Below are 23877 nucleotides of genomic sequence, written 5' to 3' on the forward strand. Positions count from 1 at the left end.
CATCGCCCTGCATCTCTCATCCGGCTCATGGCCTGGGCGCCCTGCGTAGCTTGTCCAGCGCCACATGACCTGTTTGCCCGTTGACCAGCACCAGCCGGGTGTCGCCGTCAATCTCGATCAGTTGCCCTACCCATACCGGCAGCAGCGCCAGGCGGTAGGTCATGAACTGGGTATAAGCGCTAATTTGCAGCGAGCCGGGATCGTTGTTATAGCCGGTGTTGCGCGGACGGTGCAGGCGCAGACTCACCCCGGCACGATGCAGGGCTTCCCGCGTCAGGCGCGGGCGGACATCCAGCGAGGCCTGAGTCATGTCGGTCGCGTAAATCTGGGCCGGGAAGGCGGCTAGCAGGCGTGGATCATAGTCTACGCCGCGCCGGAGATCGTACGGCTCCAACTGCCTCAGCAGGGCAGGGGATGGGTTTGGCACGGCAGGATGCAGCACATCGCTGAGTAGCACGGGGTGTTGGCCGCTCGCCGCCGCCCGTGTCCATGACCAGTTGACGATCATGTCCGCATCGAAGACCCAGAAGGGCAGGTAGCTCCCCTGCAGGTCAATACGGGCTATGTCATCGGCGAAGAGGCGAGTGATCCGCCGCAACCCGCTACGCAGGAATTCCTCGACCGCCTGTTGCGCCTCCGCCTGGCTGAGCGTGAACGGCACGATCACATCAGGCTGTTCAAAGGTGTGGCTGACACTCTCCTGCACCAGATGTTGCGACTGACAGAACCGGCAGGTGGTGGTCAGGGTGGTGGGGGCCAGGGTAGTGATCGCCCCGCACGACTGGCAACGCAGCCAGCGCGGGCCAATATGCCACTCGTGGGCCGCAGTCTTGCGCCGGAGGTTGCCTTCCAGAACGGTTTCATGGCGGTCGGTGCGGTCCAGCGCGTCGGCGTCCACGATCTGGTAACCACAGAAGCGGCAGTAGACCAGACGCTCAGCCTCGTTGTAGGTCAATTGCCCGCCACACTGCGGGCAGACCAGGCGCTCGGTCGGGACCTGGCCGGGAGCCAGATTGGCGGCAGGGCGCGACGGTTTCTCCGGTTGCAGCGCGCCATCCAGTTCAGCCAGCAAGCGCATAGCCAGCGGATGGCCGGGCTTGAGGGCGATCACATGTTCCAGGCAGCGGCGCTGTTCGTCCGCATCAGCAGCCAGCGCGGCCAGATGTAGCCAGGTGTCGGCGTGCTCGTCGCTGATCTCCAGGACGGCTTCCAGCTTGCGGCGGACTTCGTCCTGATTGCCCCTCGCCAGCGCCCACATCACGTCCTGCAGCCGCCCGCGCAGGCGTACACGGGTGAAGTCGTCCAGGGTGGCGGGCAGATCGTCCAGATCGAGGCCGGGGGGCGGCGGGAAGGCGACCGGAGGTCGGGGGGGCGCGTTGGCAGGGCGTTCCGCGCCGTGCGCTGCGTCAGGGCGAAAGCCACAGGCCGGGCAGCGCATCGTCCCAATGCTCCAGTCAAAGGCCAGATCAGCGGCATGACAGCGGGGGCAGTTCATCAGACAACCCCTTTTGCGATCAGTCGGATGATACTGCCATTGTAGCATGGCGCGGGGTGTGTCAGGCGGATGTCAAACGCCTGTCGGCCCGGTTTCAGGACGGACACGGCAGGGCGAGATGGGACGTTTTTGCCTCTGCAAGCCAGATGTGTGATGATCGGTTGCAGGTCGGTCGTCCGGGTGGAAAAATCACGCGCAGGGGGAGCCATGCAGACGCTTGTACTTGACGGTGAGAGCCTGAAAATCGAGGACGTGTGGGCGGTAGCGATGGAGGGGGCTGACGCCGTCCTCAGCCCGCCGGCAAGAGCGCGCGTCCAGGCCTGCCATGAGGCTGTGCAGCGGCTGGTGGCGGCGGGCGAGATCGCCTACGGCATCACGACAGGCTTTGGTGCGTTTAAGAAAAAGCTGATCCGCCCGGAACAGACGGCAGCGCTCCAGGTAAACCTGCTTCGCAGCCACGCGGCGGGCGTCGGCCCGCTGGCCGACGAGGCGACGGTACGGGCGATGCTGGTTGTCCGCGCCAATACCCTGGCCAAAGGCTTTTCCGGCGTGCGCCCCGTGATCATCGACACGTTGCTGGACATGCTGCGCAGGGGCGTCTACCCGGTCGTGCCGCAGCAGGGATCGCTGGGCGCATCCGGCGACTTGGCTCCGCTGGCCCACCTGGCGCTTGTCCTGATCGGCGAAGGCGAGGCCGTGTACCAGGGCGAGCGGCTGCCCGGCGGGGAGGCGCTGCGGCGGGCGGGCATCACCCCGGTGACGCTGCAGGCCAAAGAAGGGCTGGCCCTGCTCAATGGCACGGCCTTCATGACCGCTCTGGGGGCGCTGACCACCTACCGCGCCGAGCGGCTGGTGTGCCTGGCGGATGTAGCCGGGGCGATGTCGCTGGAGGCGATGCGCGGCACGCCGGCAGCCTTTGACGCGCGGCTGATGATGGTCCGCCCGCATCCCCGCGCCATCGACGCAGCGGCCCACCTGCGTGAGATCATCGCCGGTAGCACCTTCCTGCGCCCGCACGACCCGACTGACATTCAGGACGCCTATTCGTTGCGCTGCATGCCGCAGGTACATGGCGCTGTGCGCGATGCCGTGGCTTACGCCAGCTGGGTACTGAACATCGAATTGAACTCCGCCAACGATAATCCGCTGGTGTTTGTTGGGGAAGATGGCCGGGCGGAGGTGATCAGCGGCGGTAATTTCCACGGCGCGCCGGTGGCGATGGCGATGGACTATCTGGGTATGGCCCTGACCGACCTGGCCAGCATCAGCGAGCGGCGGCAGGCCCGGCTGGTCGATCCCTCCAAGCATGACGGCGCGTTGCCGCTGTTCCTGACCGAACACGGTGGGCTGGAAAACGGCCTGATGATCGCTCAGTACACCTCGGCGGCGCTGGTGGCGGAGAATAAGGTGCTGGCCCATCCGGCGGTGGTGGACAACGCCTCGACTTCGGCTGACGTGGAGGATCACGTCAGCATGGGTGCGACCGCTGCCCGCCAGGCCCATGAAATCCTGATCAATGCTGAGACTGTCGTGGCTATCGAGTTGTTGTGTGCAGCGCAGGCGATCGACTTCCGGCGGCGGACACTGCCGGAGGGGGCGAAGCTGGGGCGGGGCACGCAGGCGGCCTATGATCTGGTGCGGGGAGCCGTGCGCTTCTGGGATCACGATCATGTACTGGCGCCGGATATTGAGGCAGTGCGGCGCATGGTGGCCGATGGCACACTAGTGGAGGCGGTGCGAGCGGTGGTAGACCGCCCACAGACGTGAATGGAGACCAGGAGGCCAGGAAACCGGGAAGCCGGGAGGTCAGGTGAGGAGCGTGCAACAGTATATTGCTATATAGCGGCCTCGCCATAGTAGGCAAGGCTACCGGGCAGGTCAGACCTGGCTTGGTCAGGACCGGCGGATGGATGCCTGCACGCCCTGGCCGTTTTCTCCGCAGCATCGCGGGCAAGCCGGAGTAGGGCGTCACTCAGAACAAACGCGGCTGGGTCGGGGCGGCAGCAGCGGCCATCTTCCTGACCAGCGCCAGCGTGAGCAGGACATCACCGAGGGCGCGGTGGACATTCTCGACTGGGATTCCTTCGCGGCGGCAGGCATCGCCCAGGCGGGTGTAACGCAGCGCTCCGATGAAGGTGGTGTAGGCGCGCATAGCGCACCACCACTCGGCGGGCTTCGGCTCCGGCAGCATGTGGCGGCGGCACACATGGCGTAGCACGCCCTGCTCGAATTCGTGATTGTAGGCAATGACCACCCGGCCATTGAGCAAATTGACGATCTGCGGGTAGACCGCCGGGAAAGGCGGTTTGTCAGCCACGTCGGCGTCGTAGATACGGTTGATACGGGATGCATCGGGCGGGATGCGCCCTTGTGGTCTGACCAGCGTGTTGAGTAGGACCGTGCCCGCCGCGTCAATGATAGCCACCTCAATGACCTGCACGCCGGGATCATCGGCCATGCCGGTTGTTTCCAGGTCTATCAGCACGCAACCCGCCTGCAATAGTTCGGCGGCGCGGGCTGCGACTTCCTGCGGGGTGTTCATCGGTATTTCCCCTTTCTCAACCACTTTGCGCCTGTCGCCTAGCGTAACTCACGCAGCGCGGGCGGTCTCTTCCCCGGTCTTGCGGATCGTACGGCCCCGGCTCAGCCAGGCGAAGCCACCCGCCGCCAGCAGCGAGGCTGCCGTGCCGAAGTACCAGATGGCAGCAGGCAGGAAGCGATCCCCCAGCCAGCCGCCGATAACCGGGCCGATCCCGCCACCAATGCGGTAGGACAGGCCGTATACGCCCATGTATCGCCCGCGCATATCCGCCGGGGCCAGCGCCGCAACCAGTGTGGTAGCGGTCGGGGCGATGATCAGTTCCCCGATGGTCATGATCACGATGCCCACCCAGAAGGCCAGAAAGACCTGACCCGTGGCAAAGATCGCCAGCCCTCCGGCATAGAACAGGGCGCTGACGGCCATCACACTCAACGGACGGTAGCGGCGCGTGATCCGGGTCACCGCGTACTGGAACAGGACGACCATTACAGCATTGGTGCCGATGATGAAGCCGAACTGATTCTCCGGGATACGGTACTGCTCCTTGACGTAGACCGAAAGCAGGGTGAAGACCAGTGAGGCGGCCATCTCCAGTAGCAGGTAGACCCCCCAGAAGGACATGAAGGCACTATCCCGGAAGAGCGGCCCGTAACCCCGGCTGGCTCCCCGGGCCGAGTCCTGCCGCTGGCGAATCTCGTCGGTAAGCGTCTCCCGCAGCAGGAACAGGGCAGTCAGGCCCAGGCCGATCTGGATCGTCGCCGCTGTCAGGAAGGAGATGGCATATGACAGGGTGATGATGAATCCGCCGATGGCCGGGCCGACAGCGATCCCGCTGTTGGACGCCATGCGCATCAGCGCGTAGGCTTCTGTGCGCTGTTCGGGCGGGATCATGTCGGCGATCATCGCCTGGCTGCCCAGCGAAAAACCGACGCCTGCTGAGGCGTACAGCACCAGCAACACCGCCCAGGCCGCATAGGTATCAGCGCCTGCCATCATGATCTGCGCCCCGGCGCTGATCAGCGGGCCGATCACCATCACCCACTTGCGGCCAAAGCGATCTACCGCCGGGCCGAGCGCGGCGGTGGCCGCCATCGTGCCCAGCGATTGCAGCGTAAATAGCAGCGTGATCTGCGTTAGCGGGACACCGAGCTGCTGGCGGATGTGAATCGTCAGGAATGGCCAGACCAGGCTCTGGCCGGTGATGCTGATCAGCGTCCCCCAGAAGAGCACCCACATCTGGCGAGGGTAACGCTGAGCAAAGAGGCGGCGGGGCAGGATGGTCACAGTGTTCGGTTCACCTTGCTGATCTGGCGCGGCAGGGCGCTACAGGTACAGTTCCCCCCGGATGACTGTCACGGCGGAGCCAGCGATACGCACAGCGGTGATGGCCTCCGGGGCGCCTTCCAGCTCAACATCCACCAGGCCAGGGCGGTTCATCAGGTGGCCCTGCTCGACGGTGAAAATGCGCCGGTCGATCAGGCCGTAGCGGAACAGGTAGGCCGCCATGTTGCCGGTAGCCGAGCCGGTCACCGGGTCCTCGAAGACATTATCGCCGGGGGCGAAGTGCCGGGCATGAGCGGCGTGGGCCGGATCCAGAGCTTCCAGCGTAAAGATATGCACGCTGAACCAGTCGCCTTCCGTCCGCAGGGCCTTGAGCGCGCTGGTGCTGGCTTCCACGCGCCGCAGTACATCCAGCGAGCGCACCGGGATCATGATCTGCGGCGTACCTGTGGAGACTGTCTGAATCGGGTAGCCGGGCAGCAGATCATCCGGTGTGATGCCCAGGGCGGCTGTCCAGGGTTCCGGGGCATAGGTGCGCAGGAAGACAGGCGGCTTCTGCGACATGATCACCCGCTGTGGGCGACCATCCCACAGGTCGATCTCCACCGGCAGGACGCCGATCCCCAGTTCCTGGGTGGCCCGGACACGCCCTTCACCCCGGATGCGCCCGGCTTCCGCCAGGGCGTGGAAGGTGGCGATGGTCGGATGCCCGGCCAGCGGGATTTCCCCGAAGGTGGTGAAGTAGCGGACGCGGAAGTCAGCAACCGATGAGCGCATGACAAATGCAGTTTCGGAGAGGTTCATCTCGATGGCGATGGCCTGCATCTGCGCTTCGGTCAGGTCATCGGCGTCAAAGACGATGGCGGCGGCGTTGCCGCCGAGCGGCTGCCGCGTAAAGGCATCAACCTGCCAGAAGGGATAGGTAGGCATAGGGATCACTCCCTCGTAAGTCACTCCGCTGATCGCGCCCACTGACATTACCAGAGGATGGCCGAAAGCACGAGTGATTGGCGGTGGCAAACAGCAGGTGGCGGCTGCGTCTTCTTGACGGATTTGCTGTATAATGCGGTCAGGTTGTACATTCTGGCGCTGAGCCTGCTTTTCTTACATCTGCGGGCATGCCACAGGAGGCAAAGCAGCCGATTCGGTGGCGGTCTAGCTGCGGGCCAGTACACAATAATACCTTTTGACAGGACAGTCGCTCCTGCGCTCATCGCTGTTTTTGCGGAAGAATACCCTGTTTGCTGGCAAGAGTGCTTTTGCTTGGTGGGGCATCCAGCCTGATCGCTGGCGGCAGTGCGCTGGATGATCGGCGCGGGTCGGGCATGGCCGGATGGGTTCCCCGACAAGGGGCCGACGGGGGAGATGAGACGCTATGATCGTGGTAGGAGTGATGTCCGATGCATCGATCGCCGGGATCGATGTCGCCGTCTGCGAGATCAATGGCGCGCCACCTGATCTGCGCGCCGAGGTGCTTTCCGCGTTATCCATTCCCTGGCCGCAGGAACTGAGCAAGCTGGTGATTGCCGCTCGCCAGCCCGAAGGCATTGACATTGCCGACCTGTGTCTGCTGGACGTGGCCATCGGAGAGACCTTTGCCGCTGCCGTGCTGGAAGGCATTGCCGCCGCCGGGTATTACCCGGAGCAGGTCGATCTGATTGGCGTTAAGGGGCACAACATCCGTCATGAGGTCGGCGATGACGGGCGGGTGATGACCTCGCTGCAACTTGGCCAGGCGTCCATCGTGGCGGAGTGGACGGGGATCACGACGATCGGCGGTTTCCGCCAGCGCGATATGGCGGCTGGCGGGCAGGGCGCGCCGCTGATTGGGTACGTGGACTGGTTGCTGCTGCGCCATCCTACCGCTTACCGGGCCGTTCTCTACCTGGATCGTATTGCCAGCATGGTGTTGATCCCGCCGCGGTCGTCTACTGACCAGCCGCTCGCCTTTGAAGTCGGGCCGGGTACGGCCCTGGTTGACGTTGCGGAAGCTCACCTGAGCCAGATGGCGGAGGAAGACCGTAGCGACGGCGGTGTCAATCAAGCTTTTCTGGCTCATCTGCTGGCGGATCCGTATCTCAGACGCCGCCCCCCCAAGACGCTCAGCGAGTATGCGTTCGCTGAGTCGGCGGCGCAACGACTGTGGGAAGAGGCGCGCGCCGCCGGGTTGACCCCCCCCAGCATCCTGGAGACGTTCGTGGCGTTTACGGTTAATGCTATTGTGAGCGCCCTGCGGAGCTTTTCCCCGGCGCCGCCGGATGAGGTCATTGTTGGCAGCAAGGGGCGGCGCTACCCGCTGCTGATGCGCCCGTTGCGGGAAGCCCTGGGCAACCTGCCGCTGCTGACCCACGAAGACCTGGGCCTGGATTCAGACAGCAAGTTCGGACTGGGATACGCGGTTCTGGCTCATGAAACCTGGCATAACCGCCCCGGCTCGTTGCCGTCGCTGACCGGGGTGCATCAGCCCACGCCGCTCGGCTATATCATCCCCGGTCGCAATTACGAGTCGCTGTTGCGGCGGACCTGGCTCAATACATCGCGGACGTAACACGCTGCCGCCCTGATGCCGCGCCGGATTGCCCAATGCGACGGCGTAGGGCGGCGCTGCATGTATCTGAGGGAACGCTCGACGAGCTGGTGTTGAGATAGCTGCGCTGAGGCGTATGACCTGCACAAGGCCGCTGGTGTCCTGGCGGCCTTGCTGCGCTGATCGGCCGCCCGGCCATGACATCGACGTGCCCTCGCAATCTGGTTACAATGGGCTGCTGCGCGGTGCGCCGGGAGACAACCTGGTGGCCCGGCATTCCAGGCTATGCTGCGCAGGCACAGGGCTGAAAAGCGTCAATGTTGCGTTCCCTCATCCATCAACTTCCGCTGGGCTGGGCGTTGCGGCTGGCGCTGTTGCGGCTGACGGCGCAATGGCAATCCCTGTTGACGATTGTGATCGGTGTGCTGCTGGCAGCGGTGATCGGAGCCAACGCGCCGCTGTATACCGCCGCCATTGCTCAGGTGGGCATGGTACAGCGGCTGGAGCGCCAGCCGGCCAGCGAGACCAACATCTTTTGCCGGATCAGCCTGACTTCACAGGAAGTTGACGATCTGAGCGCAACCTGGCAGGCGGCTGATGCCGTGGTCAGGGATCAGGTACAGCGTGTCTTCCAGGACGCACTGCCGGGTTGGGTAAGCCGCACGGTAACGTGGGGCGAATCCGCGCCGATGCTGCTGGTCGTGAATGGCGAGGATGTGGCAAGCACGCGCATCCGCGTGGCCTACTACGAAGGCTGGCAGGAAACTGCTCGGCTGATCGAAGGGCAGTGGCCGGCGGAGCCGACCGAAGCGGGGATCGATATGGAGATCGCGCTGCCGCTGCAGGCAGCGATCGGACTGAACCTGCAGGTCGGGGACTCTGTGGTTCTGGATCAGCGGGGATGGGAGACCAGTGTGCCGATCCGGGCGCGGATCACGGCGCTGATCGCCGCGCAGGACGAGGCCGATCCCTACTGGATGCCTCCTTCGCCGCTGCGGGTCGATAGCTCCAGCCAGTGGAACGTCGAGGCCAACGCCCTGACCACGCGGGAGAGCTTCCTGCGGGCGGTGACGGCCTATGTGCCACAGACGCGCTCACTGCTCGGCTGGCGAATACTGTTTGATCCGGAGCAGTTGCCCTACACGGCCATCCCGCAGGCAGTCGCCCACCTGAACGGTTTCAGCGCTAACCTGACGACGCTGTTCAGCGCGCCCGGTTCGCCGCCGGTGAACTTCGTCTACAGCACCAATCTCATCCCGCTGCTGCGCCAGTACGCGGCGGAGGTCAGCCTGCTGGGTGCGCCGTTTGGCCTGTTGCTGCTCCAGGTCGGCGCGCTGGTGATCTTCTTCCTGGTAGCGATGGCGACGCTGGTCCGGCGGGGGGAGCGCCGTGAACTGGCCATGCTGCAGAGTCGCGGTGCGTTTGACCGGCAGATTCTGTTGCTGCGCGGCGTGGAAGCGCTGCTGATCGTGATCCTGGCGGCGCTGCTGGGGCCACCGCTGGCCCGCCGCCTGCTGATCTGGCTGGCGCCGATCTTCACCGGGCTGGAGCGCCTGCCGCTGATCCTGGATGCCAGCGCTTTCCTGTATGCCGGGCTGGCAGCGGCAGTCGCCCTGGTGGCATTGATGGGTACGCTGCCGCCTGTCCTGCGTCTGCCGCTGACCCTGGCCGGAGGGAGCGCTGCTCGCGCTGCCCGTCAGCCCTGGTGGCAGCAGGCCTACCTGGACGTGGTCCTGCTGGTGGTGGGCGGCGCGGCGCTCTGGCGGCTGATCAGCACGGCTTCGCCGCTCTCCGGGACGCAGCTTGGCGGGCTGGAAGCAGATCCGCTGCTCCTGCTGGCCCCGGCGTTGCTGTTTGTGGCGCTGGGCAGCATGTTGCTGCGCCTGTTTCCCGCTGTGATGAGCTTGCTGGCTCGCCTTTTTGCCCGGCAGGATGGGCTGAGCCGTGTCCTGGCTGCCTGGCAGGTCAGCCGCGAGCCGGTGCACTATGGCCGGATTGCGCTGTTGCTGACCCTGGCCATTGGCACTGGCTGGTTCGCCACCAGTTTCCGGGCGACGGTCAGCCGTAGCCAGGTTGACCAGGCTCGCTATGCTGTGGGGACGGACATCCGCCTGCAGGAGCGCAATATTGTTCTTGATGCTGACCGCGCCCGCCCGCCGGAAGCGTACCTGGCGCTGGAAGGGGTGGTCGCTGCCAGCCCGGTGATACGCTTTTTTAACGTCGATGTAGCCCGTGACCGGCAGAACCCGGTCCCCGGCGAGGTGCTGGCGATCGACGCTGACACGTTCAGCAGCACGCTCTACTGGCGCGACGATCTTGGCCCGGTCAAGACGCCACGACCGCCGGGGGAGCCGCTTGCTTTGCCCCTGCCAGGGCGCGCCCTGCCGGGCAAGCCGGCCCGGCTTGGTCTGTGGGCGCGGATCGACGTGCGCGGCTCCGGCTTTTCGGCAGCGACCCTGTACCGGCCTGACCTCGACCGGCTGTTGCGGCGGACAACGCTGACCGCCCGTCTGTGCGATGCGGCGGGCACCTTCCTTCATGCGCCGTTTGAGGTGGTCGAAGTTGAGTGGACGCGGCGCGGGATCGACCGTCCGGGCCTGGATATGCGCTCCTTCAACACGACCGGCTGGGTTTACCTGGAAGCGGCGCTTGACGGCCTGCAGGCGCAGGGTGAGTTGCGGTTGGAAGCGCTTTACTGGAAGCATCGTGCCCGCGACACCCAGGAGCGCGATCTGCGGCTATCGCTGGCCAATCTGACGCTGATCGGGGTGGACGGAAGCGTAACTCCGCTGGACTGGCTGCAGCAACCCGGCTGGGAGGTGGTCTACGATTCAGGGGCGTTGATCCGCGACGGCTTCACGTATCCCGCCGCTATCCCGGACCGGGCGACGGTGGGACGCCAGGTGATCTGGGATCAACTTGGCGTGCTGAGCACGCTGGGGTTGATCCTCGATTACCCGGAAGCGCCGCCTATCCCGGCCATCGCCAGCACAGGTCTGATGCGTCTCAACGGGTTGCAGCCGGGAGATAGCTACCGGCTGATCAATGTGGGCGGCGTCAGCCCGCTGGTACAGATGGTGGACACCACCGAATACTACCCGTCGTTGTATGGCGATAAGCGGCCTTTTCTGGTGGTCGATCAGGCGGCGCTGTTATATGCAATCAATCGCCGGCCGGGCGCGTCGGTTTACCCGGCGGAGATGTGGCTGCGCCTGGCCCCCGGTGTCGCCGAGGAAGATATCCTGCGCGCCGCTGACACGGACGGCGACGACACGGCGATCATCTACACCGAGACGCTGCAGCGCACCCTGCATGGTTTACAGACCAACCCGCTGGCCCTTGGCCTGATGGGGCTGCTGTTTCTGGCGTTTGCTGTGGCACTGGCGCTGAGTGTGGTAGGGCTGGTGACCTACGCTGCACTGACCGCCCAGAGTCGCCGCAATGAATTCGGCGTGCTGCGGGCGCTGGGGATGTCGCTCGGTCGCCTGGCGGCCAGCCTGGCCCTGGAACAGGCGCTGGTGATGCTGACCGGCGCGCTGCTGGGGGCGGCCCTGGGCGCGGTCCTCAGCGATCGGGTCGTGCCGACGTTAGCGATTGGCGCAACAGGCGAGGCGATCACGCCGCCCTTCATTGTGCAGGTGGAAGTCGCCGCGCTGGCGCAGTACGGGTTGCTTATGACCGGTGTGCTGCTGACCGTGCTGGTCGCCAGCCTGCTGCTGGTGCGACGTCTATCCCTGGCGCAGACGTTGCGCTTCGGTGAGGAGTAAGCGATGCCGCTGCGGATGATCGTGCACCGGATGTGGCGGGAGCGGCGCTTGCTGGGCGTGCTGCTGATCGCCATTTGTCTGGTGACGGCCTTCTTCTCGCTGGGGCCGCTGTATGTGCAGGCAGTCTCGGAGGCCGGGCTGCGCTATGCGGTGGAGGGCCTTACCCGGCACCAACTGGACATCACCCTCAGCAACAGTGAGCCGTTTGGGCCGGAAACGTGGGCGCTGCTGAACCAGGAACTGCGCGGTGGGGTGACCGAACTGCAGCGCAGCGCCCGGTCAGCGGGGGTAGTCAACGGGTATGAGTACGCGCTGGGTGAACCGCTGACGATCTTCGCCCGTCCCACGCCCAATGACTACCTGATTACCGCTTATTCCAACCTGCAGGAGATTTTCACCCTGGTCGATGGCCGCTGGCCGGAGCGCCTGCCGCCGCCGACAGCCGGGCTAGGGGCGGGTCTATCAGCGGAGGAGCAGGCGGCCAACCAGGTCGGTCTCTACAGTCGGGGGCAGGTGGAAGCCGTGGTCGCTGCGGCAGCGGCGCGGGAGGCCCGCATTGAGGTCGGCAACCGGCTGGTGATCGGCGCGGAACCGACTGGCCCGACAGCCATTGTGCACATCGTTGGGCTGGTGGAGCCAGTCTTGCCGCTGGACGATCCCTTCTGGGATGGGCAGCGGCTGGTAGTGCAGGGTCAGCATGTGCAGGTTTCCCTGACAAGCGAGCGTTTTGACTTCGGCCTCATTGTGCCGGAGGGAGCCTTTGACGACTGGATCGCTCCGGCAACGCGCGGCAATACCTACCTCTGGACGCTCAGGGTTGACCCGGCGGTGATCCACACCGACACGCTGGACGCGCTGGAGGAGCGCCTGTCGCGCCTGCAGAGCGCGCTACGCGCCCGCTACCCGGACATCTTGATCTTCAGCGGTCTGTTCGACCTGATCGCGCAGTTCCGGACCGGCCTGGTCGAGACTGAGGGACCGACACTGCTGCTTTCCGGCGCGGTGATGGTGCTCATGCTCTACCATCTGGTGACAACCGTAGCGCTGGTGCTTGAGCAGCAAAACGCTGAGTGGGCCTCCATCGCCAGCCGGGGCGGGAGCGTGGCCCAGTTGATCGGGATGCAGGCCCTGACAATGGGCATGTTGGGTGCGATCGGTATGGTCGCCGGGCCGTTTATCGCCCAGGGGATGCTGTTATTGCTGGGGCGGGTCGGGCCGCTGGCGCGCGTGCTGCCGGGCGCCGGTTCGTTACCGGCGCGGGTCTTCGGTCTGAGCGCCATGGCAGCGCTGGCGGCGATTGTGGTGCTAACCCTCCCCGCGTGGCCAGCGGCGCGGCGCAGCCTGTTACGGCTCAAGCAGTTGATCAGCCGCCCCCCGACTCACCCGATCTGGGCGCGCTACTTCCTCGATATTGCCCTGCTGTTGATTGGTCTGGCTTTGCTGTTGCGGTTGTATTTCCTGGTCGGCGGCGATGCTGCGGCCAGCCTGGGTGTCCTGTGGCGCGATCCGACGGCGCTGATCCGCCAGATTGCCTCCAGCGCGGCTGAGACCGGTGGACTGAATGATCCGTTCAATCTACTTGCTCCGGCGCTGTTTCTGACCGGCGCGGCGCTGTTGTGGTTGCGAGTCTTCCCGCTGCTGATGCGCCTGATCAGGCGGTTGTTCCGCGCTGATAATGGCCTGACCGTACCGCTGGCCCTGTGGACAGTCGAGCGCGATCCGGGTCATTACGGCCAGCTGGTGCTGCTGCTGATCGGGACGCTGGCGCTGGGGACAGCGTCGTTGGCGCTGGAAGCCACCCGCGACGCCGGGGCATGGGCGGCGGCTCACCGCGAAACCGGCGCTTCCGCCCGGCTGGAGTTTGACCCGGTTCAGGTACGGGAACAGCCGGTATGGGGTGCCCTGCCGGGAGTAACGGCGGCGCAATCCCTGCTGGTAACGGCTACCCCACACCGCGCCGGGCAGCGCGACACCACGGTTTTCGGCGTAGAGCCGAGCGCATTTGCCGCGTCCTTTCCTGCCTGGGCGGAGGCGGTGGCCCCGCTGCAACACCTGAGTGCACCGTCGTTGCCGGGTCTGCCCCTGCCGGAGGATGCTGTCGCGCTGACGCTGCAGGTCTATGCCGACCCGACGCCGGATTCCGGGCCGCCGACCGAGACGCAGCTGGCGGCAGAACTGATCGACGCGCTGGGTATTCCGCTATCGCTGGCGTTGACGACGGTCGATCCGGCGGTCGCCGGGCGTTTTGCCCTGTACGAGGCAACCCTGCCGTCCGGGGTGGGTCATCTCCCCTGGCGGCTGACTGGCATCCGGCTGAGCAGTCAACGCGGCGAACTGGCGGATTTCAGCCACCGCGTATACCTGGACGCGATCACCGCCCGGCTGGCAGATGGATCGGAGGCGCTGCTTGAGGACTTTGAAGCAGGGCAAATGGCGGTCTGGGGTGCATCGGTGACGGGTTTCCAGCATGGCGGGGCATTACGCGCCGCCCCGGATGAACGCCGCGCCGCCTCCGGACGGGCCAGCCTGGCGGTGGATTACCGTATCCAGCGGCGAGGTACGGCGGTCACCCAGCCGCTGCTGGCCATCAATGAGACGGGCGAGGCAGCCGTCCCACTGGTGATCTCGCGCGGGTTCGCCGAGTACTTCGGCGGTCGCAGCCGCCGCGCGCCGCTGGCCGTGGGTGATGAAGACCTGTTTGACCTGGCGCTGGGCGCCGGCCAGGTTCGCTTTCGCTACCGGGTCGTCGGGATCGTCGAAGACTTTCCAACGCTCGGCGCGGGCGATAACTTTGTGATCGGCCGGCTTGATCAGTTGCTCCCGGCGCTCAACCGGGCGGCCAGCTGGCAGGGTTTCTACGATCGGAATCAGGTATGGTTTGAACTGGCCGGGCGTGAGCCATCCCCGGATTTCCGGGCAGCGATTGCGGCTCTGCCCGGTCTGACCGGAATGACCTATGCCTGGGATCGCTACAACGCCATCCAGCGCGATCCGCTGGCGAACGCGGTGACAGGGATGCTGTTTGCCGCGTTTTGGGTGTCACTGCTGCTTAGCGCGTTGGATTTTGGCTTTTATCTGGCGGTGACAGCCCGGCGGCGAGCGCTCTCCTTTGCTGTGTTGCAGGCGATGGGCTGGCCAGCACGCAGCATCTGGGGTGTGCTGGCGGTCGAACAGACGGCGCTGGTGATGCCAGCGCTGCTTGTTGGTGTTGGTCTGGGAATGGGGCTGGCCTACCTGCTATTGCCCTTCCTGGAACTGGTGGGCGGGCAGGCCCTGCGTTTTCCGGCGAGTGGCGTGATCGGGCTGCTGGCGGCGCTGATCGCTGTGTTTGCGGTTCTGCTGGGCGTGACGGCGTTGATGTCGCGACGGCAGAGCGTTCATCAGACGTTGCGGCTGGGCGAGGAGTGAAAGCGATGATTATCTTTGGCACACGGGCCAAAACGCAGGTGTTGGAGGAAGGTGAATTTACCTGTCCACAGTGCCGGGCGCGACGGCGTTACCAGCGCAAACAGGCCCGCCCGTACTTTGCTCTGTACTTCATCCCGATCTTTCCGGTGGGGAAGGGCATGGAGTATATCGAATGCCAGACCTGTGGTCGGGCTTTTGAGCCGGGAGTGCTCAACCTGAAATTGCCGGAGCCAAGGCCCGACCTAGCCTTTGTGCTGAACACAATCGGGGAGCGGCTGGCGGATGGTGCACCGATCGAATTCGTGATCCGCGACCTGACCGCCGCCGGGCTGGACTTTGACGTGGCCCGCGCGATCGTGGAGGCGCAGGCCGGGGCGGATCGTCAGCATTGTCCGGTTTGCGGGCTGACCTATACAGCTGTCCCCCGTGCCTGCACTTCGTGTGATGGCTTGCTGCAGGACGGCCCGGCCCGCCGCTGAAAAGGATGGCCCATGAGCGAGCGTTTTATCGTCTGTGAAAACCTGGTCAAGATTTACCGGGTGGCTGACCTGGAAGTGGTTGCCCTGCAGGGGCTGGACCTGGAGATTGCCAGAGGGGAGATGATGGCCATGGTGGGGCCGTCGGGGTCGGGTAAATCCACGCTAATGAACATCCTGGGCGGGTTGGACACGCCGACCGCCGGGCGTGTGTTTGTGGGTCAGTACAACCTGCTGGCCCTGAACCGCCGCCAGCAGGTGCTTTACCGCCGCCAGGTTGTGGGCTTCGTCTGGCAGCAGACGGCGCGTAATTTGCTCCCCTACCTGACCGCGCTGGAGAATGTGGAGTTGCCGATGGCGCTCAACCATGTTCCGGCGCGGGAGCGCCGCGCCCGCGCCGCGGAGTTACTGACCAGCGTTGGCCTGGGCGACCGCCTGAATCATCTACCTGATCGTCTGAGCGGCGGGGAACAGCAGCGAGTAGCAATCGCGGTAGCAATGGCCAACCGACCGGCGCTGCTTTTGGCCGATGAACCGACCGGCGAAGTCGACAGCGAAGCGTCAACCGCGATCTTCCATGTGTTGCGGGCGCTGAATGAGCAATTCGGCGTGACAGTGGTGATCGTGACCCATGATTACAACGTAGCCAGCCGGGTTGACCGCGTGGTAGGCTTCCGCGATGGTCGGACGAGTATCGAGGTACTGCGCCGGCGAGGGACAGACGGCGCGCCGCTGACCGAGGAGGAGTTCGCCATTCTGGATCGGGCTGGACGGCTGCAACTGCCTCAGGCCTATATTGAGGCACTGGAGATGCGCGATCGGGTCAAGCTGCGCCTGCGTGAGGATCATGTGGGCGTCTACCCGGATCGCAACGGGGACGCGCCAGGTGTGGGCGAGCAGGAGAGCAGCGTATGAGCCAGCCTGACATCGCGCCGATCATCCAGACGGAACATCTGAGCCGGGTCTACCATCTGGCCGGGGAAGATATCCACGCCCTGACCGATGTTTCGCTGGCGATCTATCCGGGGCAGATGACGGCCATTGTCGGGCGTTCTGGCTCCGGCAAGACGACCCTGCTCAACCTGATCGCTGGCCTGGATGAGCCAACGGATGGCGCTGTCTGGTTCGAGGGGCAAAAGCTGGCGGAACTGGACGGCGAGGTGCGGCTACAATTGCGCCGCGAGCGGATTGGCTTTGTGTTTCAGTCGTTCGGCCTGTTGCCGCTGCTCAGCGCAGCGGAGAATGTCGGCGTACCCCTGCGGATGCGCCGCCTTCCTCGCCAGGAACGCGAGGCGCGGGTGGCCGGGGCGCTGGCCTGGGTCGGCCTGACCGATCGCCAGCGGCATCGGCCCTACGAATTGAGCGGCGGCGAGCAACAGCGCGTCGCTCTGGCCCGCGCCCTGGCCGCTCGCCCGCATGTCATCCTGGCGGATGAGCCGACCGGCCAGCTGGACAGCCAGACCGGGCGCAAGATCATCGGTCTGCTGCGGCGGCTGGTGGCAGAACAGAACATCACTGTGGTGATTGTGTCCCACGATCCGCTGGTGATGGAGGAAGCTGACGTGATCCACGAGTTGCGTGATGGCCGCCTGATCGCCACACGCCAGAAGGAAAATGGTGGATCCTGACCGGCAGCGCCGGAGGGAATGCAAACCGCGCCCGATGCTGAGGGCGCGGTTGTTTTTTGGGGTGCTGATCTATTCCCGCCGAGCTTCGATGGCTACCCAGTCGACCATGGTGTGGCGTTTGTATGGCTTCAATCCGGTGCGGCGTAGCGCTGCCTCGACATCAGCCGCCTGTTCGTCGATGATGCCGCTGAAGATGCCGATGCCGCCCGGTCGGACAAGCGTCCCCAGGCCGCTGTCGCACATCGGGATGATCGTCTTAGCCAGGATATTGACCAGGATCAAGTCAAAATAGGCTGGCCGGTCGAGCAGGTTTTCCAGGCTGCCCTGGGCGATCAGGAAGCGATCGGCGACGCCATTGAGGTTGGCGTTTTCCGTGGTGGACTTGATTGCCAGCGGGTCCGTGTCGACTGCGACAATCTCGGCGGCCCCCAGCCGCGCTGCTGCGATCCCCAGGATGCCAGAACCACAGCCCAGGTCAAGGACACGCGCCCCGGCTACCGGCTGGCTTTCCAGGGCGATCAGGCAGAGCTGGGTGCTGGGGTGCGTGCCGGTGCCAAAGGCCATGCCGGGGTCGAGCACGATCTCGATATCACCCTCGCCTGGCTGGACTTCCGTCCATTCCGGGCGGATGAAGAAGTTCTCGCCCACACGCAGCGGGCGGTAATGCACCTTCCAGGCTTCGGCCCAGTCTTCTTCATGCACGGTGGTATAGCGCGGTTGCACCGGCACGCCGGGCGAAATGGTGTGCAGGTAGCGCAGGCCGGTTTCCAGCTTTTCGATCAGCCCGGTGGCCTGCTCATCAGCGGGCAGGTAGGCGCGCACGATCACATTTGGTGAAAGCAACCTGACCGTTTCTTCCCACGATTCGCCATCGATACCGGTCTGTTCGATAGCGACGCCCTGATAACCGTACTGGTGCAGCAAATCGGCGATGGCTTCGGCAAGCTCACCGTCCGTTTCAAGCGACACTTCGATCCAGTCCATCCGCGATGACTTTCCTTTGAGACATGTCGCGGTTACCCCGGCGGATTTTCTCCTGCCGGGCCGCCGCAAAAAAACAGGTGAGCGGTCTCGCTACCTGCCTGCTGCACAGGGTAGCAGGACTGTTTACTGCCGCTCAGAATACGACAGTTTGACCACGTTGGTGTAAGGGATGCAGTCCACGTTGGTAGTACGGCTGAAACGCCGGGCAACGCAGAAATAGTCCTCCCCCGCTTCCTGCAGGCGCAGGGTATCCAGCCCCTGGCCGAACGTGACGCTGTTTCCCAATCCGGAGATCGACGTGTTAAAAGCAACCGTAAATACGAAGCCGGAGGTCGTACTGGTGGTCTGTTCCTGCAGGACTCGTTCCCACAACTGGCCCATCAGTTCGGCGATGCCGCCGGGCGCGGGCTGGGCGGCAGCGCGGGAAGCGGGCAGGCCAGGGACGATCACAACCAGGGCAGCCGCCAGCAGAAGAAGGCCGACAAAAATCACTATTGTGCGCATAGTCCCGTTCCTCAAAGCTATTCAGGCGAGCGATACTGGCGGGACTCCTCCCTCAGGAGGTCGGCTCACCGCTCAGGAAATCCATGACACGGTCAAAGAAGCCTTTGCTCTGCGGGCGGATGACCTGCGTGTCCAGGGTCTTGGCCAGTTCCTCAAAGAGCGCCCGCTGTTTTTCGGTCAGATTGCGCGGGATGGCCACCTGTACGATCACCCACTGGTCGCCGCGGCCCGCGCTGGAGCCATCCCGCCGCAAGCGCGGGAAGCCCTTGCCCCGCATGCGGAAGGATTCGCCGGTCTGGGTGCCGGGCGGGATGCGCAACTGGGCGTCGCCGTCGACAGTGGGAACGGTGATAGTATCCCCCAGGGCGGCCTGGGCAACGTTGATCGTGATTTCCAGCAGGATATCATCGTTGCGCCGCTTGAAATATTCATGTTCCCTGACGCGGATGATCACGTACAGGTTGCCAGGTGGGCCGCCATAATCGCCCGGTTCGCCTTCCCCCTGAATACGGATCTTCATCCCGTCGTCAACGCCAGCAGGAATGGCGACATTCAAGCGACGGGTAGCGCGCATCCGGCCCGTACCCGCACATTTCTCGCACGGGGTGGTGATGACCTCGCCGCGTCCCTGGCAGCGCGGGCAGGTGTTGACACTGATCATGGAGCCGAGGAAGGTCTGGCGGACGGTGCGCACCTCGCCGCTGCCGTTACATTCCGGGCAACGCACAGGCGATGTGCCCGGCTGGGAGCCATCACCGCGGCAGAGATCGCAGACCTCCTGGCGGGTGATTTCGATCTCTTTCTCGCTACCGGTGACCGCTTCCACAAAGTCGATGGCGAGTTCGTAGGAAAGGTCGCGTCCCTGGCGCGGTGTGCGCCGCTGGGAGGCGCGCCGTGTACCGGTAAAACCGGCAAAAAGATCCTCGAAGATATCAAAGCCACTGAAATCGCTGAAGCCCCCAAAGCCGGTCTCGCCGTCGACGCCCGCATGACCGAAGCGGTCATAGCGCGATCGCCGGTCGGGATCGCTCAGCACCTGGTAAGCGGTGTTGATCTCCTTGAAGCGCTCTTCAGCGTCCGGCTCTTTGCTGACATCCGGGTGGTAGCGCTGCGCCAGCTGGCGGAAGGCCTTCTTGATTTGCTGGGTGGATGCGTTACGCGGCACCCCCAGAATGTCGTAGTAGTCCCTGGGTGTCATGCTGCGATCTGGCCTTTGTCGCCTGAATCGTCGGTCTACTTTTGAATTGTTTTAGCGCGAAGCGGCAAATTTTGCTACGGCTGACACACAGGTGACGCCCCCGCCAACCCGCCTGCTGGCAGGTTAACGGGGGCAACTCAGGTTGAAGCTGTGGCCAGCGTCAAGCCTCAGTGAATTCGCCGTCAATCACGTCTTCACCTGCACGATCGCCGCCGGTCTGGGCCGGGCCGCTGCCGTCGGGCTGCTGCTGGTACATGCTGGCACCGATCGCCTGAAGCTGCTGAGCCAGCGCTTCCGCCTCCCGACGGATGGCGTCAGTGTTGTTGCCTTCCAGAGCCTTACGGACGGCCTCGATCCGTTCCTGCGTACGGGCCTTGACATCTGCCGGAATACGGTCGGCGAAGTCGCGCAGGGTCTTCTCGGCGGCGTGGATACCCGCTTCCGCCTGGTTGCGGATTTCGACCGCTTCACGGCGCTTGGCGTCCTCGGAGGCGTGTTCCTGCGCCTCCCGGATCATGCGCTGGATTTCCTGCTCGCTCAGGCCGCTGGAGGCAGTGATGGTGATGCTCTGCTCGCGACCGGTGGCCTTATCCTTGGCGCTGACGTTGAGGATGCCGTTAGCATCGATGTCAAAAGTGACTTCGATCTGCGGCACGCCGCGCGGCGCGGGAGGGATGCCGTCCAGGATGAAGCGGCCCAGCGTCTTGTTGTCGGCGGCCATGGGGCGTTCGCCCTGCAGGACATGGATTTCTACCTGCGTCTGGCCGTCGGCGGCGGTGGAGAAGATCTGGCTCTTGCGGGCCGGGATCGTGGTGTTGCGCTCGATCAGCGGGGTGGCCACGCCGCCCAGCGTCTCGATGCTCAGGGTCAGCGGCGTCACGTCCAGCAACAGGACATCCTTAACATCGCCGCGCAGCACGCCGCCCTGGATGGCCGCGCCAATCGCTACGACCTCGTCAGGGTTCACGCCCTTGTGCGGTTCCTTGCCAAAGAAGCGGCGCACCGCTTCCTGAACCGCCGGCATACGCGTCATACCACCAACCAGCACGACCTCGTCAATGTCGGCGGGCTTAAGGCCAGCGTCGCGCAGAGCCGCCTCGCAGGGCTTGATCGTGCGCTCGATCAGGTCTTCCACCAGCGCCTCCAGCTTGGCGCGGGTCAGCGTCATGTTGAGGTGCTTGGGGCCGCTGGCGTCGGCGGTGATGAAGGGCAGGTTGATGTCGGTGCTCATCGTGCTCGACAGCTCAATCTTGGCCTTCTCCGCCGCTTCCTTCAGGCGCTGGAGCGCCTGGCGATCCTCGCGCAGATCGATGCCGTGCTCTTTCTTAAATTCGTTGGCCACGTAGTCGATGATGCGCTGGTCGAAGTCGTCGCCGCCCAGGAAGGTATCGCCGTTAGTGCTGCGCACTTCAAACACGCCATCGCCCACGTCCAGGATCGAGATATCAAAGGTACCGCCGCCAAGGTCGTAGACGGCGATCGTCTCGTCCTTCTTCTCACCCAGGCCGTAAGCCAGGCTGGAAGCCGTCGGCTCGTTGATGATACGCTTGACATCCAGGCCGGCGATGCGACCGGCGTCCTTGGTGGCGTTACGCTGGGCGTCATTGAAGTAGGCCGGGACAGTGATCACAGCTTCCGTGACCGGCTCGCCCAGGTAAGCTTCGGCGTCCGCCTTGATCTTCTGCAGGATCATGGCGGAGATTTCCGGCGGGCTGTAAGCTTTGCCGCCCATGTGCACGCGGACATCACCGTTAGGCGCGGCGGAAACCTTGTACGGCACCAGGCTGATGGCCTTTTGTACCTCAGGGTCGGTGAACTTGCGGCCCATGAACCGCTTGATCGAAAAGATAGTGTTCTCCGGGTTGACCACTGCCTGATTGCGGGCGATCTTCCCGACCAGGCGTTCGCCCTTGTTGCTGATCGCTACGACAGAAGGGATCAGACGCCCGCCTTCCGCCGAAGGGATGACCGTGGCTTCGCCGCCTTCCATCACGGCGACCACAGAGTTGGTAGTGCCCAGATCAATGCCGATGATTTTTCCCATAGTTAATGTGTCTCCTGCTGTGTCTGCTTGCCAGGTCTAGTGGCAGTCTCCAGAAAAAGCGCAAACCAACACTGCTCAGTTGGCCACCCGGACCAGCGCGGGGCGGAGCACCTTGTCTCCGCAGGCATAGCCCTTTTGCACGACGGCGGTGATCTGACCGCTGTTGCCACCCTCAGGGTTGTCGTCTGTACCGACCGCCTGGTGACGGATGGGGTCAAAGGCTTCGCCGAGCGGGTCGATCACCTGCAGGCCATGAGCATCCAGGATGGCGTTGAATTTGTCCTCAATGAGCCGGATGCCGTGCACCCAGGGGTGATCGGCCAGTTCAGCGGGCACGTTGGCCATGGCCCGTTCCAGGTCATCGATCACCGGCAGCAGCTTGATCAGCATGCTGTTGCGGGCATCCTGAAAGCTCTCCTCGCGCTCGCGCTCGACGCGCTTGCGGTAGTTGGCAAATTCTGCCCTGGCTCGCTGCCAGCCGTCCAGGTATTCGGCGGCTTCGGCGCGCGCCTTTTCCAGCTCAGCCGCCAGATCAGGCGCTGGCGCTTCCGTGGCAGCGCCGCCATCGCCTGGGGCTGCCTGCTGGCCCTGCGGCTGGGATGCCCCGGCGGCGGCCTGTTCTGCTTGGGGGGTGGGTTCCTCTACTGATTTGCGTTTACTCACGGTTCTGCTCCATCAGGCAAGTAGTATTGGGCAGCCTTACGCTGCCGACTGAAGTGTAGACTGCTTGCAATAGAATCACATTAGCGAAACGCCAGAAAAGCGTAAGACTTGCGGCGATCCAGGCCACCGGGTCACGCGCCGGAGGACTCGGTATCGCCGCCATAGATGCCGACCATCAGGGTGCTCATCAGGTCAGACATGTAACGCACGGCGCTGATCGCCCGCCCATAGCTCATGCGCGTTGGGCCAAGGACGCCCAGCGTGCCGGTGGCCTGCCCGGCGACACCGTAGCGGCCCAGCACAATGCTGAGCAGGCTGATGTTGTCCCAGCGCCCCTCGCCGGCGATCAGGACGCGGATGTTGCCGATCGAGGGGTTGGCCTCGTTGATCAGGTCCTCCAGCAGCGTCTGCTCCTCCAGGACACGTAGGGCCTGCTGGGCGCCTTCGCTTTCGCCAAACCGGCTGAGCAGTTCGGCCAGCCCGTCGCGGTAGACCAGTTGCGGACGATCTGATTCCTGCTCGATCAGGGTGATGACCAGGGAGAGGACTTCTTCCTCCAGCGCGTTCAGGCCATACAGCTTGGCGCGGAGTTGCTGGGCGGTCAACCCCAGGGCAAGCTGGGTCAGGCGGGCGGCAGTTTCGCTCAGGCGTTCCTGGCTGATTGGCTCGGCCAGGGTGAGCATGCGCTGGCGCACTTCGCCATTGTGCAGCACCAGCACCATCAGCACCATCCGGCCCTGTGTGGCGATCAGTTCCAGGTGCTTGAAGCGGTTGATCTTGCTGTAAGGCGCGGTCACCAGGGAGGCGCTGCGCGCCGTCCGGGAGAGCACCGCCGCTGCCAATCTCATCCACTGTTCAAGGTCCAGCGGCGCCTGGTGGAACTGGTGGGCGATCGTGCGCCGTTCAACAGCTGTAAGCTGATCATCATCCAGCAGGTGTTGCACGAAGTAGCGGTAGCCCTTCTCGGTGGGGACACGACCAGCGGAGGTGTGCGGCGAGCTAATGTAGCCAGTTTCCTCCAGCACGCCCATATCGTTGCGGATGGTGGCCGAGCTGACGCCGAGCAGGCTGACCAGCGACTTCGAGCTTACCGGGTGGCCGGTTTCGATGTAGTGCTTGATGATCAACTCCAGCGTGTGCTTCTGGCGTTCAGTCAGTTCCGAAGGGGAAAGGACTTCCGCTTCCATACCATCTCACCAGAGACTCGTTAGCACTCTCGGTATGTGAGTGCTATTCGTACGGTTGTCTCATCATACCATGCGCTCCGCCTGGCGTCAAAGGCGGGTGGCGGGCGCGGGAAATCCTGTCAGCGATTCCAACGGCGGAGCAGCACGCGAACATAGAGACGAGCAGGCTATGC

Annotated in this window: 17 protein-coding genes; 7 read left to right on the forward strand and 10 right to left on the reverse strand. The window is 64.4% G+C overall.

What is annotated here, in order from left to right; genetic code table 11:
• Positions 1-25 precede the first annotated feature (25 nt).
• Positions 26-1495: a hypothetical protein gene (locus HPY64_04430; protein ID NPV66374.1), complete on the reverse strand. Its 1470-nt coding sequence runs from the start codon at positions 1493-1495 to the stop codon at positions 26-28.
• Between the two features lie 207 nt (positions 1496-1702).
• Here HPY64_04430 and hutH point away from each other — a divergent pair, with 207 nt between their 5' ends.
• A complete protein-coding gene (gene hutH / locus HPY64_04435) occupies positions 1703-3262 on the forward strand; it encodes a histidine ammonia-lyase (GenBank protein NPV66375.1) in 1560 nt (519 codons plus the stop codon).
• A gap of 205 nt (positions 3263-3467) precedes the next feature.
• Here the strand turns inward: hutH and HPY64_04440 are convergent, their stop codons facing one another.
• From HPY64_04440 to HPY64_04450, 3 genes are read right to left on the reverse strand one after another with little or no spacing between them, the layout of a single operon-like run.
• Positions 3468-4037, reverse strand: a complete 570-nt coding sequence (locus tag HPY64_04440; protein NPV66376.1) for a 3'-5' exonuclease — start codon at positions 4035-4037, stop codon at positions 3468-3470.
• A gap of 48 nt (positions 4038-4085) precedes the next feature.
• Positions 4086-5321 carry an MFS transporter gene (locus tag HPY64_04445; protein ID NPV66377.1) on the reverse strand — a complete coding sequence of 412 codons (1236 nt, stop codon included), beginning with the start codon at positions 5319-5321 and terminating at the stop codon, positions 4086-4088.
• 39 nt (positions 5322-5360) lie between these two features.
• A complete protein-coding gene (locus HPY64_04450; protein NPV66378.1) occupies positions 5361-6248 on the reverse strand; it encodes a PhzF family phenazine biosynthesis protein in 888 nt (295 codons plus the stop codon).
• Positions 6249-6693: 445 nt separating this feature from the next.
• Here HPY64_04450 and HPY64_04455 point away from each other — a divergent pair, with 445 nt between their 5' ends.
• The 6 genes from HPY64_04455 to HPY64_04480 all read left to right on the forward strand — a co-directional run bounded on the left by HPY64_04455 (position 6694) and on the right by HPY64_04480 (position 17124).
• The gene (locus tag HPY64_04455) at positions 6694-7866 is read left to right on the forward strand and encodes a hypothetical protein (GenBank protein ID NPV66379.1); all 1173 of its coding nucleotides are present in this window, start codon (positions 6694-6696) and stop codon (positions 7864-7866) included.
• Between the two features lie 296 nt (positions 7867-8162).
• Positions 8163-11612 (forward strand): FtsX-like permease family protein, encoded by a 3450-nt coding sequence (locus HPY64_04460; GenBank protein NPV66380.1) that lies wholly within the window; start codon positions 8163-8165, stop codon positions 11610-11612.
• 3 nt (positions 11613-11615) lie between these two features.
• Positions 11616-15020 (forward strand): FtsX-like permease family protein, encoded by a 3405-nt coding sequence (locus HPY64_04465; GenBank protein ID NPV66381.1) that lies wholly within the window; start codon positions 11616-11618, stop codon positions 15018-15020.
• Positions 15021-15025: 5 nt separating this feature from the next.
• Positions 15026-15499 carry a zinc-ribbon domain-containing protein gene (locus HPY64_04470; protein ID NPV66382.1) on the forward strand — a complete coding sequence of 158 codons (474 nt, stop codon included), beginning with the start codon at positions 15026-15028 and terminating at the stop codon, positions 15497-15499.
• A gap of 12 nt (positions 15500-15511) precedes the next feature.
• Positions 15512-16411 (forward strand): ABC transporter ATP-binding protein, encoded by a 900-nt coding sequence (locus HPY64_04475; GenBank protein ID NPV66383.1) that lies wholly within the window; start codon positions 15512-15514, stop codon positions 16409-16411.
• Entirely contained in the window at positions 16408-17124 is a 717-nt protein-coding gene (locus tag HPY64_04480) for an ABC transporter ATP-binding protein (GenBank protein ID NPV66384.1), read from the forward strand. The genes HPY64_04475 and HPY64_04480 overlap by 4 nt, the downstream gene beginning before the upstream one ends.
• Positions 17125-17193: 69 nt before the next feature.
• Here the strand turns inward: HPY64_04480 and prmA are convergent, their stop codons facing one another.
• The 6 genes from prmA to hrcA form a co-directional block, all read right to left on the reverse strand.
• Positions 17194-18108, reverse strand: a complete 915-nt coding sequence (prmA, locus tag HPY64_04485) for a 50S ribosomal protein L11 methyltransferase (protein ID NPV66385.1) — start codon at positions 18106-18108, stop codon at positions 17194-17196.
• A 123-nt stretch (positions 18109-18231) separates the two neighbouring features.
• Complete coding sequence (locus HPY64_04490; GenBank protein ID NPV66386.1) at positions 18232-18612, reverse strand: hypothetical protein; 381 nt, start codon at positions 18610-18612, stop codon at positions 18232-18234.
• 52 nt (positions 18613-18664) lie between these two features.
• Positions 18665-19810, reverse strand: a complete 1146-nt coding sequence (gene dnaJ, locus HPY64_04495; GenBank protein NPV66387.1) for a molecular chaperone DnaJ — start codon at positions 19808-19810, stop codon at positions 18665-18667.
• 160 nt (positions 19811-19970) lie between these two features.
• On the reverse strand, positions 19971-21854 hold the full coding sequence (gene dnaK / locus HPY64_04500) for a molecular chaperone DnaK (protein NPV66388.1): 1884 nt from the start codon (positions 21852-21854) through the stop codon (positions 19971-19973).
• A gap of 75 nt (positions 21855-21929) precedes the next feature.
• Positions 21930-22517, reverse strand: a complete 588-nt coding sequence (locus HPY64_04505; protein ID NPV66389.1) for a nucleotide exchange factor GrpE — start codon at positions 22515-22517, stop codon at positions 21930-21932.
• 131 nt (positions 22518-22648) lie between these two features.
• Positions 22649-23704, reverse strand: coding sequence for a heat-inducible transcription repressor HrcA (gene hrcA, locus HPY64_04510; protein ID NPV66390.1), 1056 nt, complete (start codon positions 23702-23704; stop codon positions 22649-22651).
• Between the last annotated feature and the right edge of the window lie 173 nt (positions 23705-23877).

Source organism: Anaerolineae bacterium, assembly GCA_013178165.1.
GTDB lineage: Bacteria > Chloroflexota > Anaerolineae > Aggregatilineales > Ch27 > Ch27.

What these genes read in the sequence shown, in the direction of transcription:
- HPY64_04430 (NPV66374.1), bottom strand. Translation starts at nt 1,495, where the DNA reads ATGAACTGCCCCCGCTGTCATGCCGCTGATCTGGCCTTTGACTGGAGC.
- hutH (NPV66375.1), top strand. Translation starts at nt 1,703, where the DNA reads ATGCAGACGCTTGTACTTGACGGTGAGAGCCTGAAAATCGAGGACGTG.
- HPY64_04440 (NPV66376.1), bottom strand. Translation starts at nt 4,037, where the DNA reads ATGAACACCCCGCAGGAAGTCGCAGCCCGCGCCGCCGAACTATTGCAG.
- HPY64_04450 (NPV66378.1), bottom strand. Translation starts at nt 6,248, where the DNA reads ATGCCTACCTATCCCTTCTGGCAGGTTGATGCCTTTACGCGGCAGCCG.
- HPY64_04455 (NPV66379.1), top strand. Translation starts at nt 6,694, where the DNA reads ATGATCGTGGTAGGAGTGATGTCCGATGCATCGATCGCCGGGATCGAT.
- HPY64_04460 (NPV66380.1), top strand. Translation starts at nt 8,163, where the DNA reads ATGTTGCGTTCCCTCATCCATCAACTTCCGCTGGGCTGGGCGTTGCGG.
- HPY64_04465 (NPV66381.1), top strand. Translation starts at nt 11,616, where the DNA reads ATGCCGCTGCGGATGATCGTGCACCGGATGTGGCGGGAGCGGCGCTTG.
- HPY64_04470 (NPV66382.1), top strand. Translation starts at nt 15,026, where the DNA reads ATGATTATCTTTGGCACACGGGCCAAAACGCAGGTGTTGGAGGAAGGT.
- HPY64_04475 (NPV66383.1), top strand. Translation starts at nt 15,512, where the DNA reads ATGAGCGAGCGTTTTATCGTCTGTGAAAACCTGGTCAAGATTTACCGG.
- HPY64_04480 (NPV66384.1), top strand. Translation starts at nt 16,408, where the DNA reads ATGAGCCAGCCTGACATCGCGCCGATCATCCAGACGGAACATCTGAGC.
- prmA (NPV66385.1), bottom strand. Translation starts at nt 18,108, where the DNA reads ATGGACTGGATCGAAGTGTCGCTTGAAACGGACGGTGAGCTTGCCGAA.
- HPY64_04490 (NPV66386.1), bottom strand. Translation starts at nt 18,612, where the DNA reads ATGCGCACAATAGTGATTTTTGTCGGCCTTCTTCTGCTGGCGGCTGCC.
- dnaJ (NPV66387.1), bottom strand. Translation starts at nt 19,810, where the DNA reads ATGACACCCAGGGACTACTACGACATTCTGGGGGTGCCGCGTAACGCA.
- dnaK (NPV66388.1), bottom strand. Translation starts at nt 21,854, where the DNA reads ATGGGAAAAATCATCGGCATTGATCTGGGCACTACCAACTCTGTGGTC.
- hrcA (NPV66390.1), bottom strand. Translation starts at nt 23,704, where the DNA reads ATGGAAGCGGAAGTCCTTTCCCCTTCGGAACTGACTGAACGCCAGAAG.